Source organism: Bacillus sp. S4, from assembly GCF_040838205.1.
Lineage (GTDB): Bacteria > Bacillota > Bacilli > Bacillales > Bacillaceae_G > Bacillus_A > Bacillus_A cereus_U.
In genome coordinates this window covers 1-15,866 of record NZ_JBFPJI010000062.1, presented here as the reverse complement: position 1 = coordinate 15,866, position 15,866 = coordinate 1, and the positions used below count along the sequence as shown (strand labels likewise).

Sequence of the window (15,866 nt, the reverse complement as noted above, 5' to 3'; positions counted from 1 at the left end):
CACAGCCTGAGAAAACACTTCTCTTAAGATAGAGAAGTGTTTTTCCTTCATTATTGATTAGAGCTAGAAGATTGTGATTTTTTTGCAGCTGATTGCGCATTTTGTTTTTTCACTGCATGCACATCCGATTCAGTTGCAAATTCTGTACCATAACTAGCATTTGCACTTTGTGCACCTGAAGCTTGTGCTTTCTTTGCCTCTGCTTGTGCATTCGCTTGTTTTACTGCTTGTACATTTGTTTCAGTTGCGAATTCCGTACCATAACTAGCATTTGCACTTTGTGCACCTGAAGCTTGTGCTTTCTTTGCCTCTGCTTGTGCATTCGCTTGTTTTACTGCTTGTACATTTGTTTCAGTTGCGAATTCTGTACCATAGCTAGCATTTGTGCTTTGGATGCTAGCACCAGAAGTAGCCTTATTGTAACCTTGTTGTTTTTTGTTCATCTTTCTCACCTCCACAACCAATAATGTAACCAATCCATTTAAAAGTTATCCTTAATTTTATTTTTAAACTTCCGCACATTATTTCAATATTCATTCAAACTACATATTATGGAGATGAAAGTATGTACATAGGACGAGATATGACTGAACTAACCATGCTTTTAAGAAATGAATGGAAAGAAGACGAAATAACTTTTTTTCAAAATATCCTTTACAAAGGGTACAGATTATGTGTGGCGTTATCCCTATTTTAGGACACAAAGTTCCCAACTTACTTTTAAAAAGTTTAGACTTTTTCGTCTCTTTATCGAGACAAGAAAGTACCTACAAAATTTGAATACTTTTTTCAGTTGCAATTAAAAACAAAATTAAACGTAAAAAATCCCCTAGATATATATGCAGTAATAGCATAAAAAACAAAACAGCTACTATTCTTAAAGTAGCTGTTTCCTAATTTATTCATCTTCTATGCATTTGTAGTAAAGATATTGTTAAATTTTCTAAATCTCCATCATTTTTTATTTCCTGTATGACTTTTCCTTCTTTCATAAAGAGTATCCGATCACCAATTTCAGCAGCTACATCCATCATATGAGTGGAAAAAATAATCATTGTACCATTTCTTTTTAATGTCTTTAATATTGTTAAAAACTCATCTACCCAATACGGATCTAGCCCATTTGTCGGTTCGTCTAGTATCAAAATTTTAGGGTTTCCAAGACACGCCTGCCCAAATAAAAGTCTCTGTCTCATCCCTTTAGATAATCTATGCAAGCGTTCATTTTGTTTCTCATTTAATCCTATTGTTTTAATAATGGCTAGTACTTTTTCTTTTCCTATATTTCGAAAGGCGGCATAAAACAATAAAAATTCTTGAACTGTCATATCTTGCTGTGCATGAAAATCATCTGGCATATAACCTATTTCACTCACATACTGTTTTCTATCTTTCTGTAATTCTATATTACCTAATTGAACGCTACCAGTTGTAGGAGTTGTAATTCCAGCTATTATATCAAGGAGCGTACTTTTCCCCGCTCCATTCCCACCACATAATACGATACACTCTCCTTCTTTACTTTGAAATGAAATTGGAGATAATGCTATTTTCTTTTTATATCGTTTACATACTTGGTTAAGATTTAATACTGTCATTTTTTTCTTCTCCTCTCCATTTGCCAGCTCGCCACAAACAAGAACACGGTTGTATAGGTAATACAGTATATTAATAGAACCCAAATAACAGCTTTACTTTGAAAAAATATTACCAGTTGATCATATACTTGTCCAAATATGGCTCCACCACCTAATTGAATTACAAATATAATTCGAAGGAATTCAGCTGGGTTACAAAACAATAACATTTTTATTAGTGGTGCAATCATTGTATATGGAACAAAATTAAGGACACTAATCAAAGCCGTTGGCCACATCATAATAAGAAGGAACCAAACTACAATACTTATCGCTAAAGCTTGCCACCTTGTTATAGAAAAAGAACCGATTGTTATTCCCAGTAATAAAAATAAAAAGATTAGTAAAACAGAGAAGATATACGTTGCTATTACCCAAAACATATCAAAATTACTACCGCTTAATAATCCGATTATTATACTTACACTAAAACTCATTGAAAAAATAGCTGTTTGCGCTATAAATTGCCCAATTGTTTTACCTATTACATATGAAGTGCTCTTTAAAGGATACGTACATAAAAGTCTCCATTTTCCATTTTCTACCTCACCTGCAATAGAAAATGCCCCTATAATTAACATAAGTAATGGCACGATAAATAAAATAAGGTTTACCATTGTCCCAGTTACATTTGTATACCCTGCTAACGCCTGAGTATTTCTTTCCATAACAAATATTAAAGAAAACATAGTTATCCAAAGAAACAAAAACGTGTATGCAAATTTACCTCTTACTGCGCTACGCCATTCTGAATATAATATATTCCACATGCCTACTCACCTCTCTATCGAAAAAGACAACCATAGTTGGTTGTCTTTTTCGAACTATTTTGTTCATAGTAATAGTCTCTTCTTAATGAGAATGTCCACTACCATGATCTTTCTTGTCTTTTCCCATCATATCTTTATTCATTTCCCATTTATGGTCTGCTAGTTCTTTATAAGAAAGGATTTTCCCAGTATGCTTTTCTATAAAGCTATCTGCGTCTTTCTTCTCTTTAAAAGAAATTACATTATAAGCCATTGGCGTCTTAATTGATTTGTCAAATACATATGTAGCTTTATCCACTGCAACCCAATCTTTTGTATTGTAATCTCTTACAAAATTCTCTTGTGTTTTTTCATTTTTATGTTCATCCATCCATTTATACATACAACCAATATCATCAAATTTTAAAGCTTTTCCATTTTCTAAAATAACCTCAGTTGCAAATTGATTATCCATTACTGCCATATTACAAACATCACACTTATCATTTTTTTCATTAATAGCAACTGGCTTAGTTTCTTTCTTGCCACACCCTACTACGGCAAATACAAAACATAAACAAATAGAAAATAACAAATACTTTACTCTCATCAATTTTTCCTCCCTAAAAAGAACAATATACTTCCCATTAGTAACATGCTTACACTCACACCAAAAATGTTTGGCTGAAATCCCATTCCCTTACTTTTTTGCGGAACAATTATGGGACTCATACTAGGCTCTTTGTCTAGCAATAAAGATTGATCTGGAATTTTTATGAAACTTTGTAAAATACGCATCCCTGGTGATTGAAAGAACAACTGATATTCTGGAATATCTTGTGTTAATAGGAGAAAATAGGCATCTGCTTTGTATGGAATATTACTAGTACCTGAACCGTCTGTATCTACTTTTAAAGAAGCGTCCCAATAATTTTTATAGATATTGTTTTCCCTACTTTGTGTAGCTTGCGATTCATTAACATTTCCCATCATTACATTTTGAGTAAATTCATTTGCACTGGCATCTTTAAATTGTAAACCTATAAAATTATTAGAAATTGAGTTACCCATAATAGTGTTGTGATTTGCCTTTTCTACATAAACCCCTACTCTATTATTAGCAATTTCATTTTTTAAAACTTTTGTTTTTGTCGCATCATATAGTAATAAGCCTTGTGCATGAACATTACTTTTATTGTCAATAAAGTGATTTCCTACTACAGATGTTTCCTTTGTCCCCATAATCATAGCACCCGTTGTATTTTCTTCTGATATATTATTTTCAACAACCGTTTTATCAGAATACATAAGATGAATGCCATAACGAGACTGCCAGATTGTATTATCTTTTATTGTATTCTTGTCGCTTTGTTCTAAATAAATACCATCACGGACATTTTGTATTTTGATGTTCTCAATAAGATTGCGATTGGATTTCCATAAATCAATTCCATTGGCACTTCCTTTTCCCGTGATTATACTGTTCTCAATCTTTATATTTTTGGCAGCTTCTAACTTAATCCCCATGTTTGACGTGCGAACTTCCAATCCACTCAAATGATGTTTTTCTCCCAATACAAATATCGCTGACTGATCTTTATTTTCATTACATTGTTCAATTTTCAGATCTTTAAGGGTAATACCTTCCCCTTTTATCGTAATAATAGGAGCTTTACCACAGGAAATAATCTTTGTATTCTTGCCCCCTTTTAATGTAATCGGCTTTGATATTTCTATAGTTTCGTTATAAGTCCCACTTTCTAATTTAATGGTTTCATGTGGAGAAGCCGAGTCAATTTTTGATTGTATTGTAGACTCAGCATAACTACTAATTTTCGGGAAACATAATACTAAAAATAAAAGAAGAGAAAAACAAATTTTTTTCATATACAGTTCCCTTCTCTCAAAGCTATTAGTTATTACTATAGAAGAGAATACCAAGTATTTGTGTGAAATTTGTGAAAAATAAGCGTGTTTTTTGTGATACATATAAAGTTATTACCTAGAGAAAAGTATGTCCAAGTTTGATAGACCATTTTCATATACTTCAAAGCTTTTGCACCAGAACCAAAGAAAAAGGCATCCTTCCGGATGCCTTTCCACAGTTTTTAGGTTTACACATTTTGTAAATTTGATAGGACGTTAGGTTCGAATCTAACGATTAAAGAAAAAATCTGAGCAGTTCTATTACATTATATGCTAATCTGGACTAGTAATTCTATGCAATTTTACATATTAGGGGTCACAACACATCGCTATCAAGCTAACAAAACAAAATTCCCCTAAAATAAAAAAATACGCTATTCTTTCTGTAGAATCATAGGAAAGGATGGCGTGTTTGATATGAACTTATCGATTTTTGATGAATTAGAATTGTTTTCTAAAGAGTTGCAACGATATATGTCACCTGATGCTTTAGAGCAATTAGCTAGAAATGTAGGATTTGTGAAACGAAAAAGTAAATACCGTGCACAAGATTTAGTGGCTCTATGTATTTGGTTAAGCCAAAACATAGCTCATACTTCATTGACACAATTATGTAGTCGATTAGAAGCTAACACAGGCATTTCTATGAGTCCAGAAGGACTCAATCAACGTTTTAATTCTCAGACTGTTCAGTTTTTACAACAACTCTTAGCACATTTACTTCATCAACAATTTTGTTCTTCTAGCAAGATTTCAACTTTGTATACAAACTATTTCTGACGTATTCGTGTATTTGATTCTACACATTTTCAGATTCCGGATAAATTCACTTCTACATATCAAGGTTCAGGTGGTAGTGGTCAAAATGCTGGGGTGAAAATTCAACTAGAGTATGATTTACTAAGTGGTCAGTTCCTACATGTTCATGTAGGATCAGGAAAGCACAATGATAAAACTTATGCTGCTACTTATTTAACGTCTCTTCAACCGAACGATGTATGTATACGTGATTTAGGATACTTCGACTTAAAAGACTTACATACTATAGAAGAGTGTAATGCTTATTTTATCTTTGCATCAGAACCATAAATAAACATTGAAAAAACTACTTCAAATAAAATAAGCATAAGAACTATAACAGTCATAAAATACAAGCTAATCTTACACTTTATCTTACACTTTATCTTACACTTTATCTTACGCCTCCTGTCCACACATACCCTTTTCCCCATACTGTTTGGAGAAACTGAGGTCCAGATGGATTAGGTTCTATTTTTTCACGTAAACGCCTTATATTCACATTTATTACTTTGGTTTCAAGTACATAATTCACACCCCATATTTCATTTAAAAGTTCATAACGTGAAATTGGCTTGCCCTTATTTTTCATTAAATACCGTAAAATAATAAACTCTGTTGGAGTTAAATCAATTGCCGCCCCCTCCCTATATAATTTTTCTTGCTGAAGATTTAATCGAAATGGTTCCGAATGAATCGATTTTATATTTTCTTTGCTTCCTTTTACTCTTCTTAGTAATGATTGTACACGTGCTGTTAATACGATTGGAGCAGTTGATTTTTCCATATAATCATCTGCTCCAATTATTAAAGCTTGTACCTTATCCCTATCTTGAACACATTCCGTTAACATAATAATACCGATTTTTTTATTGTTTTCTCGTATACTTTTACATACCTGAAAACCGTCTATTTCAGGTAACATCACATCAATTAATATAAGATCAACATTGTGTTTATCTAAAAGTTCGAGAGCTGTTACTCCAGTAGCTGCTGCTAACACATTGAAACCAGCATGCTTTATATTTAATACAATAAAATTACGAATCGTTATTTCATCTTCTAATACTAAAATAGTCGTCATACATCGCTTCTCCTCTACTCATGATGATATTCAGCTATAGGCTTAATATAGGATTTGGGCTTTTGGTATTTTAATTGTTTTGGCACTGCATACCACATGTAAATTTGTTTGACTGCTGCTTCATAATTTTTCGCCTTTGGCCATACCTTTGCATCAAAGGTGTGAACTTCAAGCCACTTTTCGTCTGTATCAGTATAAAGAAAATGCTGAGTATTCTTGGAATCCGCTTGAATTGTAATTTCTCCAACTAGCTTTTTAGGAATTGTAATAAAATATCCTTGCTCTATATTTACATATCTCTCTTCTTTAGGCTGAAATTCAGCATTTCCCTTCCACTGTACATATTGTTCAAACAATAGGTTTTCAGCATATGGATGTTCTTTCCATCCGTTCGGATGAACAGAAATGAGAAACTCAATTATTCCATCACCATTCACATCTTGACTCTCTAACAAAAATTCATTCATAAATGGATTTGTTTCATCTGAAATGTTGACAAGTCCACTTATGAATGAATTAATGTGTCTAATTTTTTGGGGGCACTTCAATGCCCGGTCGTCTTTTCATTATATTTTTCTTTCATGCAATTCTTTTAAAAGCTGTATCATTTCAGCTTGTTGTTTTATCTGCTTATGACCATTTTGATTAATCGCTGCAAGTTCACATGCAATTCCAATGGCAAAGAAAAACAATAAACTTTCTAACATATAAAATCCTCCAAATGTATTGTCTACTAGACAGCTTGGCGTAACTGTTCCTCTTGTAAAACCTGTATATTCTTATTTTTTCTCTACGCTGACAATATAATAAACACATACAGTTGTATCACTTACAGTAACCATTAATATTCCGTCACAATCGAAAATTCCTAGTTAATTGAATTTGCATTATAACCAAATTTGAATTATTCGATTTTATCATGTATTTATCTTCTAATCCGTATTTTTTTGATCCTATATTTTCTCTTCTTATTAAGTTGGGAAATATCTTTTAACAAAAATACAATCGTAATGACAACCATTCCCAAATTAAATATAAGAGATGTTATAACAATTTCGTCAGTGGAAGGTAATAAGAAAGTGGATACAAGAAAAATAATCGTAATAAAAGAAATGCTTTGTCTCATTGGTAAGATAGAATGCCTTTTTCTTGTATTATGGTATGTCATAACGGTGCCAATAATTAATAATAAAGGAGCAGTGAAAAAGATTTCATAACATCTAACAGCACCTTTAACAACCCAAGGTAAAAATCGTATGGTTGAGGAACACATACATAGGTTGATTACTAAAGTAAATAATTGTATGAGGGATAACGTTATATTTAATTTTGTTTGTTTCATTTTATTCACCCCATCATCATTGTTATATACAAGTGTATGTATGTTGCTACAATGGAAATTTTATCAAAATCACTGTTCCCATCTCTTCTTTATTCACAACACTTACCGTGCTGTCACGTAGTTCAACAATTCCCTTAATATATATTTGCACCAGAACCTTTTAAGATACTAAAGTTGATCATTAATTTTCTTGCTTTTGCTCTTTTATTTTAATCTTCGCGTCTTTATAGAATCTTAGTTTTCCTTCATTATAATCTTTAGTATAATGATTGAACTTTGCTTTTTCTTCTAGTGTTTCTTTATTCAATGTATTAACAGCTTTAACTTTCTCACTAATCTCTTTTAGATTTATTTCTTTATCTTTTAACTTTTCATAAAGTTCTTTTTCAGTTATTAATGATTCTTTGTAGATTTTATCCATTTTTTGAAAAACTTCATAACGATTTTTGTAAACTTCTTCTACTTTTTTCGCTTGCTTTTGTAATTTTTTGTCCTCGATTTTATCTATATAATTATGAACCGATGTTGTTTCCTTTTGGGCTTTTTCTAGTACATCTTTTTCATTTTTCAACACTTTTTCACGTTCTACTACATTTGTAATAGCCTGTTCTATTTTTGGTATTACTGCCTCGTTATGCTCTTTTCCTTCCTGTACAATTTGATCGTACAATTCCTGTCCTTTTGTTTCTAACTGCTCTAATTTGTTTACATTATCAAATAAAGTTTTTTCTTGATTTGCTGCGTTCTCAAAAGCAACATATAACTCTTCCTCTGGTTGTGCTCCCAGACATCCTCCAAGAAATCCAATTGATAAAATTCCAATTAACGCTACTTTTCTATAAGTCAATGTCAATTCCTCCTATGTTACATACGTTTATCATGCATAAAGTTCAATGGGAAATGATCATCTTCATGATATGCTTCAAATTCATACCCTTTTTCTTTTAAACCTTTAATAATAGCAGGTACTGCAGCAACGGACTGCGGATGAATGTCGTGCATCAAAATAACTTCTTTTGGATCTGTCGCACCAGCCAGTACATTTTGAACAATTTTCGCTTTCGCAGTATCAATTGGTATATTATTATATTCCCAATCTAATGAATCAATTGTCCAATCCCATACTCTAAGACCATCTTCTACAACTTTATTACGAAGTTCTTCGTGTAATCCTGGCATGGAGCCATATGGTGGACGTGTTAATTTTGGAGCATGTCCAAGAATACTAGCAATTAGACCTTGATCCTCTTTCATTTCATCTACATAGCCACCTTGAGTATACAGTTTCTTATAATCGTGCGTCATACTATGCATTCCAACATAATGCCCTTCCGCTTCTTCTCGTTTTACTAAATCAGGATAAGATTTCACATTTTGACCAATTAGAAAAAATGTTGCTTTTGCATCATTTTCCTTTAATATGTCTAGTAACTGTGCCGTATACTTTCCTGGACCGTCATCAAAAGTAAGATAAGCCACTTTTCTCTCTTGACCATTAAGGCGAACAGGTACAGCTTTCTTTATTTCAGTTTCGGGTTGAGTGCTTACTAGCTGCACCGGGTTTTCTTGCTTAGCTACAGCTGTAGCTGATGAAGTAATAGATTGAAACACAAAGTAGCCAATTGCAATTGCAACAATGGTAATTACTATGCGCTTTATATTGGTGATATTTCTCATGATAGAAGTCCTTCCCTCTTAAATCCTTATATTTTAATGTTTTTATAAGGTTTTCGTTTATTTTATTACAACCCCAACAACAAATATTGGGAAGATTACAATGTACCCATTCTTCACAATAGCCCATTTAACTTCTGTTCTTGACGAGTAACTATTAATTTGATAAATAAGCTGGTTCACAAATATCAACTGCTCTTTTTTAATTCCTGGATCTATTATAATGATTGCTGTTTGTCACATCTTTTGTATTAAAACTAATAATATGTTTCTTTTAACAGATGTGATATCGATTCCAGTTAGGTTTTTTAATTGAAGTTTTTTGGTAATTCAAGAAGACTGGATAAACAGTTCATCCAATCTTCTTGAAAGAATATGGTAGTGCAATTTCTTCATCCATAGCTTCTTAAAATATGCAGCTATGGATGAAGAAATTGCTTTGAACGAGTAATGCCTGCATTTCATAGTTTCATCGCTTTATCCAAAACGAGTCACAATCCTATTGTCTGTCTCTATTTATATGAAACTCTTTATAATTTCAACCCTATGTTAACAACTGTCATAACGTCTGTTTATTCCTTTATATGTTTCCCAAGCTATAAATAATTACAATAGATGTTATCCAATAAAATGTTAGCCAATAATATGCGATAACATTCTTATTTCTTTGTCCATCGCTTTAATATATGAAAAAACACACAAACTTTATCCTTAATTAGAGTTTTATCCAAAAACTTTAATTACTTACAATTCTTTTTGCAAATGCTTCTTCTATGGCAACATACTTGTAGCCAAGTTCCTTTGCAACCACTTCACATGTAATTTCACCGTTCAACGTGTTTACTCCAAGTTTTAAAGCATCGTTTTCAAATATTGCTGTTTGTACACCCTTGTTAGCAATTTGTAGTGCGTAAGGAATTGTTACATTTGTTAAAGCAATAGTGGATGTTCTAGGAACTGCTCCTGGCATGTTCGCAACGGAATAATGAAGCACTTCATATTTTTCAAATATCGGATTATCATGTGTTGTTACATGGTCACATGTTTCCACAGCTCCACCTTGGTCGATCGCTACATCCACGATTACGGAGCCAGGCTTCATTCTTTGTACCATTTCTTCGGTGACAAGCTTAGGAGCTTTAGCACCAGGAATCAATACGGCACTAATTAAAAGATCTGCTTGTTTTACTGCTTCCGCGATATTGAACGGATTAGACATCAATGTCTTAATTTGAGTACCGAAAATGTCATCTAGTTGTCGCAGACGGTCTGCATTTAAATCAATGATTGTTACGTCGGCACCAAGACCAATGGCCATTTTCGCAGCGTTTGTACCGACGATACCTCCACCGATGATGGCAATTTTACCACGATTCACACCAGGTACTCCTGCAAGAAGAATACCTTGACCACCGTTTGACTTTTGTAGAAATTGTGCTCCTATTTGTACAGACATGCGTCCAGCTACCTCACTCATTGGTGTAAGAAGAGGGCGGGTATGGTTTACTTCTACTGTTTCGTATGCGATGGCGGTAACTCTTTTATCTTTAAGGGCCTGAGCTAAATTAGATTCGGCAGCTAAATGTAAGTATGTGAATAAAATTAAGTTTGGACGAAAGTGAATATATTCACTTTCGAGAGGCTCTTTTACTTTCATAATCATTTCTGACTGATTCCATACTTCTGCAGCACTTTCAACAATTTCAGCACCAGCATATACATAGTCTACATTTCTAAATCCACTACCAACACCTGCATTTGTTTCAACTAATACCTTATGGCCAGCTGTCACAAATGAAATAACTCCTGCAGGCGTGAGTGCGACACGATTTTCATTATTTTTTATTTCCTTTGGTACACCAATAATCATAAAATTCCCTCCCGTTACTTAATCTTTGAGCTACCATATTTAAAGTATAGAGTATTGAAAATGTCTTTTCATTGTTGAGAAAAAAGAAAAAAACAGCATCCTTTTGTGGAAATCCACAAAAGGATGCTGTTACATAAATTTTTTCAACTTGAGATCCAAGTACAGAATCATTTTTTGATTTGGATCTTTCAAATCAATCTCACTAATTTCATAAATACGCTTAAGTCTATAGCTAAGTGTATTAGCATGAATATTCAATGCCTTGGCTACCTCGCCAACATTGCTATCTTTATTTAAGTAGACTTCCAACGTTTCAATAAGATTGCAATTATGCTTATGGTCATATTCATCTAGCTTTTGCAACGCCTGATTTTCATACTCTTCATCTTTTCTTTGCTCAAGTAGAAGATCGATCAATTGATAAATCCCTAAGTTTTGGTAGCTGTGAATATTAGTTGTGTCAGAAGGGAATTTTTCTTTTATGGATAAAACCGTTAGCGTTTCTTTGTAAGCTTTACTGATTTTTTGGTAATCACTATATACGCTGCTAAATGCCGGCTTGATAGATTTGATGCCATATCGCTTTTCCATATTGTGTACAAACGTTTTGATGAAATTGTTGATTTCATGAAAAGGGCGCTTCACATTATCCAATGAAGTAAGAAGAATCAATTGATTACGATCAATTGTATAAAGTAAAACTTTCAAGTGTTGACTTGTTTTTAACAAATAAGAAATTTGTTTTTCTTTTTCATTCGTAATTCCTTGTTCAAAATGGAATACAGAGACAGTAAATAAGGATGCTGGAGTTATTTGGAGCTGATAGAAATTCTCCATAACTTCTGCGTTTACCTGCATATGATTAGTTAGCAATTTCCAAAAAAACTCTTGCGATCGTTCTTCTTTTTGGTTTTTTCGGGCTTGAAGTTGCAACAGCTTACTTTTTACGACCTCTGCGTATTTTTTTAGCAAGAGACAATCTTGCTCAGTTAAAGATTTTTCAATTTCTAAAGCCCAAATGAATCCTAAAACGTCTTCTTTGTTCCAAATAGATATCGCGACTCTATCACCGAGACCAATATCATCTATTTTTTTCACACGAATAGGATTCCGATTTTTTAATAAACCGGGAATAATTCCCTCTTTCCACAGGTTATTAATTACTTTTTCAGGTACGCGACGCCCCATAATAGTACCAATTCTCGCTGGGTCTGTCCTTTCATCATGGGTACTATATGCGAGAAGGCGATGATTTACATCCTCAATAGTAATCGGGCATTGCAAAATCTCACTAACTATATCAGCAAATTCATCCAAACTATCGAAGGTAACTCTAAAAGAATCATTTTTCATATATGTCAAGGTTCCTCCATCCTAAGTTAATATAAATTCTCGTATTCACTGTAAGAAAAATATCCTTCGTATAAATTAACAAAATGATAAAATAAATAACCTGATCCTTAACGCAAAGGAAACTGATTATAGCAACGCTGGTACTGGTCCATACAGTGAAGTATCTTACATCAAAAGTTAAACAACTATACTTTAACCCCGTTCTAAATTTAAAACGGGGTTAAAGTATTTTATTTTTTTGAATTAAATAACTTTATTATTACTTTACAGCTCGATATTAGTTACTTACCTCATGTTTATAATCTTTCCATCCTGCTCAACTTGGACATCATTTGAAGTAGATTGTAAATACTGTAGCATATTTTGTTTCTCCTGTCCTTGGGTAGGAGTGATTTGATTATTACGAATGATATACGGATTAAATGACATTTGTACATTTTTCTCTTTAAATTTCATTTTTAACACCCCTGTTTCTGCACCATGATTTTTCACATAATCAGGAAACAAGAAATTCCCTAGAGAATATGCAACAGGAACCTTATTATAATATTCAAATCCTGCAATCAATGTAAGGAAGACCTATCTTTTCTACATGAGAAATCGTATCCATTAAACTACCTTGCCAGTAATCTTTTGTACGTTTAGACACAAATTACCTTTTTGCTGTAAGCTAAGAGACATTTGTTCAGAAAATCATGTTTATAAACAGAGGGTAAATACCCAATAACTTCAACCTTTTCTAGCTATAATCATGTTCATAAAGCGTGTAAATAATTCAATGTTCAGTTAATCGGCTGTTTTTATCCTTCTGAACATATAATCCTTCTCTAAGAACGCTGTCATAGTAAGAATTTATAATCCTTAGCGTACAATTTTCCCTGAATGATATAGTGATCTCTATTAATCACACTGAAAAATGACGCAGAATACATATTCTACGTCATTTCATGTAAGCACTTCAAAGAATAAGGGGATCTTACACTCACATTAAAACACTAAGTTTTTGAAAAGTAAATCACAGAATTTCATCTGTAACCTTTTGTAACCTTAATATAGGGGGAGCACCCATGCTCATCAAGTTAAGATTTTGAAGTACCTTTAAACAAAAAAATTCACTTCTCTACAGTTAGTTAATTATAAGAGTTTATCTCATTTTTTTCGTTTTGGAGAACAAAGAATTTCTTAAGTTGATGGCGATGTGGCGATACCCCAAAGGATAATATAGCTACCGGATTGTCGACTAGATACCTAGCAAAAACTATGCATAATCAAAAATTAAATTTAGCGAAAAAGGAATAAAGATGTAAAGAAACTTTAAACCACTTAATCTGTCTTTCTCTTATGTAAATATGGTAATAATGAAATTACCCCAAGGATAGCTAAACAAGCTCCAATCCATAGCGGAGATACAAAACCATATCCTTTATTGATTCCAAGACCACCTAGTGACGAACCAATAACAATACCCAGCGTAATAAAAGAACTATGAACGGTATTTATCATTGTTCCATTACTAGCTGTTTTCATTACTCTCGCAACCATAGCCGGATTCAATGCTACACCAGTTAAACCAATAAAAATCGTAGAAATAACCGCAATGTATTTATTCTCTGCACCTAAAGCAAATAAAGACAATGCTACTATTAATATAATCAATCCGCTCACCAGTATTTTCATTGTATATTTATCAGCAAACTTGCCAATCACTATATTCCCAACTACCGTCGCGCTACCATAGAGAGCAAGTAAATATGGAATACTTGCACTTGAAAAGCCTGTGACATTTGTAAAGATAGGAGTGAAATAACTAAATGCTGCAAACGTACCACCAATAATGAACATACTTGTTACGTACGCTGCCCAAAGATGAATATTCTTAAATCGCAGAAGTTCGTCTTTCCAATTTAATTGCTCTTTATTTGAAGATGATGGTAACAACCATTGAATCATAATCCCTGATACTAGCACAAGAACAGAAACAGCCCCAAAGCTAATACGCCAGCCAAAATATTGCGAAATAACGGTTGTTATAGGTAAACCTAATACAGTTGCGAACATTAAACCTGCAAGTACAATTGATGCAGCTTTTCCCCTTGAATCAGAGTGAACCAATGTTGCAGAAAAGGAAATCGCAACTCCAAAAGCTGAAGCTGAAGCAATACCAGTTATAATACGTGAAATCATCATAATATCATAGTTCCAAGCAATAGCTCCGAGCGATTGACCAATTAAAAATACAAACATTAAAAACAATAATGCTTGTTTGCTGCGCATTCGTAAGAGGATTGAAGTTAAAATGGGGCCTCCTATTACCATTGCTCCTGCATAAGTTGAAATTAAATACCCAATAGATGATACAGAAACCTGGAATGCAAGAGCAAGTTCGTTCATCATACCTGCAACCATAAATTCTGATGTAGTCATACAAAAGATTGCTAAAGCTAATAAATAAATAATCGATGGCATAAAAACACTCCTTATCCATTATTGTAATGATTGGTACAAAAATAGTGCGAAAAAAGAGCGCACTAAGCGCCAAAAATAGACTCCATTGTTCCTTTGATAACCTGTTCAGCTAACATCCGATTTTGCATCGATACATTAAGAACACGGAATCCGTAATAACTGCTTAAAAGCAGACTAGCTAATTCCTCAGCTGATTGCTTCTTTGAAATTTCACCTGTTTGCAATCCTTCCTCCATCACTGTTTCAATAGCTTGTTTAAGAAGCTCAACATGCTTTGAGAAAATTTCTTGTACCATTAAATCGTTTTTAGCACGTTCTACACTGGCATTAATCAATAAACATCCTTTTTGATCAATGTTCTCAAAGTCTTCTTTCAATGCCCATTCAAAAAAATTACTTAATCGTTCTTTAACTGGAATTGGCGTATCTAACAATTTCTTTTGTTCCCTAATCCCAATTTCATGGTAGCGTTCTAATACTTGTTTATACAGTTCATGTTTACTACCGAAAGTATTGTATAAACTTCCTTTTCCAAGTCCTGTATCACTGCATAAATCTTGTGTAGAACACCCCTCATATCCTCTTATCCAGAATGTTTTCATTGCAACATCTACAATTGAGGAATAATTAAACTCTCTGGGTCTGCCACGATTACTCAACCTTATTCTCCTCTCATTTTAAAGATAACATTAGTAGAATACTCTTTTTTGTACCGTACGGTCAATATTTTTGTTTTATTGTTACTTTAAAATAAAATTTGATTATGTTAGATTACGAATAATTAAAAATAGCTCCCTTATTCAAATACAAGTCTTATTTGAATTAACAATTTTATCAACCTTTATTATTAATTATCAAACTTTGTTATAATGATCAATCTATTTTACAAAGCTACAACGATCGCTGTGGTTTTTCTTATTGCTCCGACTAAGACTATATTTTAAATGTTCATGGCATTGTATGTTAG

The 15,866-nt window shown here is 33.0% G+C and carries 15 protein-coding genes and 3 pseudogenes; 2 read left to right on the top strand and 16 right to left on the bottom strand.

What is annotated here, in order from left to right:
* Nucleotides 1-50: 50 nt before the first annotated feature.
* Nucleotides 51-458: a gamma-type small acid-soluble spore protein gene (locus AB3X48_RS09455; protein WP_367959359.1), complete on the bottom strand. Its 408-nt coding sequence runs from the start codon at nucleotides 456-458 to the stop codon at nucleotides 51-53.
* A 107-nt stretch (nucleotides 459-565) separates the two neighbouring features.
* Between AB3X48_RS09455 and yfhS the strand changes: the two are divergent.
* Nucleotides 566-655, top strand: a pseudogene (gene yfhS / locus AB3X48_RS22170) (mother cell protein YfhS); the annotation flags it as partial.
* Nucleotides 656-902: 247 nt separating this feature from the next.
* Here the strand turns inward: yfhS and AB3X48_RS09450 are convergent.
* The 4 genes from AB3X48_RS09450 to AB3X48_RS09435 form a co-directional block, all read right to left on the bottom strand.
* Entirely contained in the window at nucleotides 903-1,598 is a 696-nt protein-coding gene (locus tag AB3X48_RS09450; protein ID WP_016103668.1) for an ABC transporter ATP-binding protein, read from the bottom strand.
* Nucleotides 1,595-2,407 carry an ABC transporter permease gene (locus AB3X48_RS09445; RefSeq protein WP_016103667.1) on the bottom strand — a complete coding sequence of 271 codons (813 nt, stop codon included), beginning with the start codon at nucleotides 2,405-2,407 and terminating at the stop codon, nucleotides 1,595-1,597. The genes AB3X48_RS09450 and AB3X48_RS09445 overlap by 4 nt, the downstream gene beginning before the upstream one ends.
* Before the next feature lie 82 nt (nucleotides 2,408-2,489).
* On the bottom strand, nucleotides 2,490-2,996 hold the full coding sequence (locus AB3X48_RS09440; protein WP_016103666.1) for a nitrous oxide reductase accessory protein NosL: 507 nt from the start codon (nucleotides 2,994-2,996) through the stop codon (nucleotides 2,490-2,492).
* The gene (locus AB3X48_RS09435) at nucleotides 2,996-4,273 is read right to left on the bottom strand and encodes a right-handed parallel beta-helix repeat-containing protein (protein WP_016103665.1); all 1,278 of its coding nucleotides are present in this window, start codon (nucleotides 4,271-4,273) and stop codon (nucleotides 2,996-2,998) included. The genes AB3X48_RS09440 and AB3X48_RS09435 overlap by 1 nt, the downstream gene beginning before the upstream one ends.
* A gap of 456 nt (nucleotides 4,274-4,729) precedes the next feature.
* Between AB3X48_RS09435 and AB3X48_RS09430 the strand changes: the two are divergent.
* A pseudogene (locus AB3X48_RS09430) lies at nucleotides 4,730-5,383 on the top strand (IS4 family transposase); the annotation flags it as partial.
* 121 nt (nucleotides 5,384-5,504) lie between these two features.
* Here AB3X48_RS09430 and AB3X48_RS09425 read toward each other — a convergent pair.
* The 11 genes and pseudogenes from AB3X48_RS09425 to AB3X48_RS09375 form a co-directional block, all read right to left on the bottom strand.
* Nucleotides 5,505-6,194 (bottom strand): response regulator transcription factor, encoded by a 690-nt coding sequence (locus tag AB3X48_RS09425; protein WP_016103663.1) that lies wholly within the window; start codon nucleotides 6,192-6,194, stop codon nucleotides 5,505-5,507.
* A gap of 14 nt (nucleotides 6,195-6,208) precedes the next feature.
* On the bottom strand, nucleotides 6,209-6,661 hold the full coding sequence (locus tag AB3X48_RS09420; RefSeq protein WP_229183360.1) for a hypothetical protein: 453 nt from the start codon (nucleotides 6,659-6,661) through the stop codon (nucleotides 6,209-6,211).
* Between the two features lie 99 nt (nucleotides 6,662-6,760).
* Nucleotides 6,761-6,901 carry a YrzO family protein gene (locus tag AB3X48_RS09415; RefSeq protein WP_016103661.1) on the bottom strand — a complete coding sequence of 47 codons (141 nt, stop codon included), beginning with the start codon at nucleotides 6,899-6,901 and terminating at the stop codon, nucleotides 6,761-6,763.
* Between the two features lie 218 nt (nucleotides 6,902-7,119).
* Nucleotides 7,120-7,536: a hypothetical protein gene (locus AB3X48_RS09410; protein ID WP_256416198.1), complete on the bottom strand. Its 417-nt coding sequence runs from the start codon at nucleotides 7,534-7,536 to the stop codon at nucleotides 7,120-7,122.
* A 181-nt stretch (nucleotides 7,537-7,717) separates the two neighbouring features.
* Complete coding sequence (locus tag AB3X48_RS09405) at nucleotides 7,718-8,383, bottom strand: YkyA family protein (protein ID WP_016103660.1); 666 nt, start codon at nucleotides 8,381-8,383, stop codon at nucleotides 7,718-7,720.
* A 17-nt stretch (nucleotides 8,384-8,400) separates the two neighbouring features.
* On the bottom strand, nucleotides 8,401-9,213 hold the full coding sequence (locus tag AB3X48_RS09400) for a peptidoglycan-N-acetylglucosamine deacetylase (RefSeq protein WP_016103659.1): 813 nt from the start codon (nucleotides 9,211-9,213) through the stop codon (nucleotides 8,401-8,403).
* A gap of 733 nt (nucleotides 9,214-9,946) precedes the next feature.
* Nucleotides 9,947-11,080: an alanine dehydrogenase gene (gene ald / locus AB3X48_RS09395; RefSeq protein WP_016103658.1), complete on the bottom strand. Its 1,134-nt coding sequence runs from the start codon at nucleotides 11,078-11,080 to the stop codon at nucleotides 9,947-9,949.
* Between the two features lie 129 nt (nucleotides 11,081-11,209).
* Nucleotides 11,210-12,433: a PucR family transcriptional regulator gene (locus AB3X48_RS09390; RefSeq protein ID WP_088099331.1), complete on the bottom strand. Its 1,224-nt coding sequence runs from the start codon at nucleotides 12,431-12,433 to the stop codon at nucleotides 11,210-11,212.
* A 285-nt stretch (nucleotides 12,434-12,718) separates the two neighbouring features.
* Nucleotides 12,719-12,997, bottom strand: a pseudogene (locus AB3X48_RS09385) (hypothetical protein); the annotation flags it as partial.
* Between the two features lie 759 nt (nucleotides 12,998-13,756).
* Nucleotides 13,757-14,899 carry an MFS transporter gene (locus AB3X48_RS09380; protein WP_016103655.1) on the bottom strand — a complete coding sequence of 381 codons (1,143 nt, stop codon included), beginning with the start codon at nucleotides 14,897-14,899 and terminating at the stop codon, nucleotides 13,757-13,759.
* 62 nt (nucleotides 14,900-14,961) lie between these two features.
* Complete coding sequence (locus AB3X48_RS09375; protein WP_002114952.1) at nucleotides 14,962-15,558, bottom strand: TetR/AcrR family transcriptional regulator; 597 nt, start codon at nucleotides 15,556-15,558, stop codon at nucleotides 14,962-14,964.
* Between the last annotated feature and the right edge of the window lie 308 nt (nucleotides 15,559-15,866).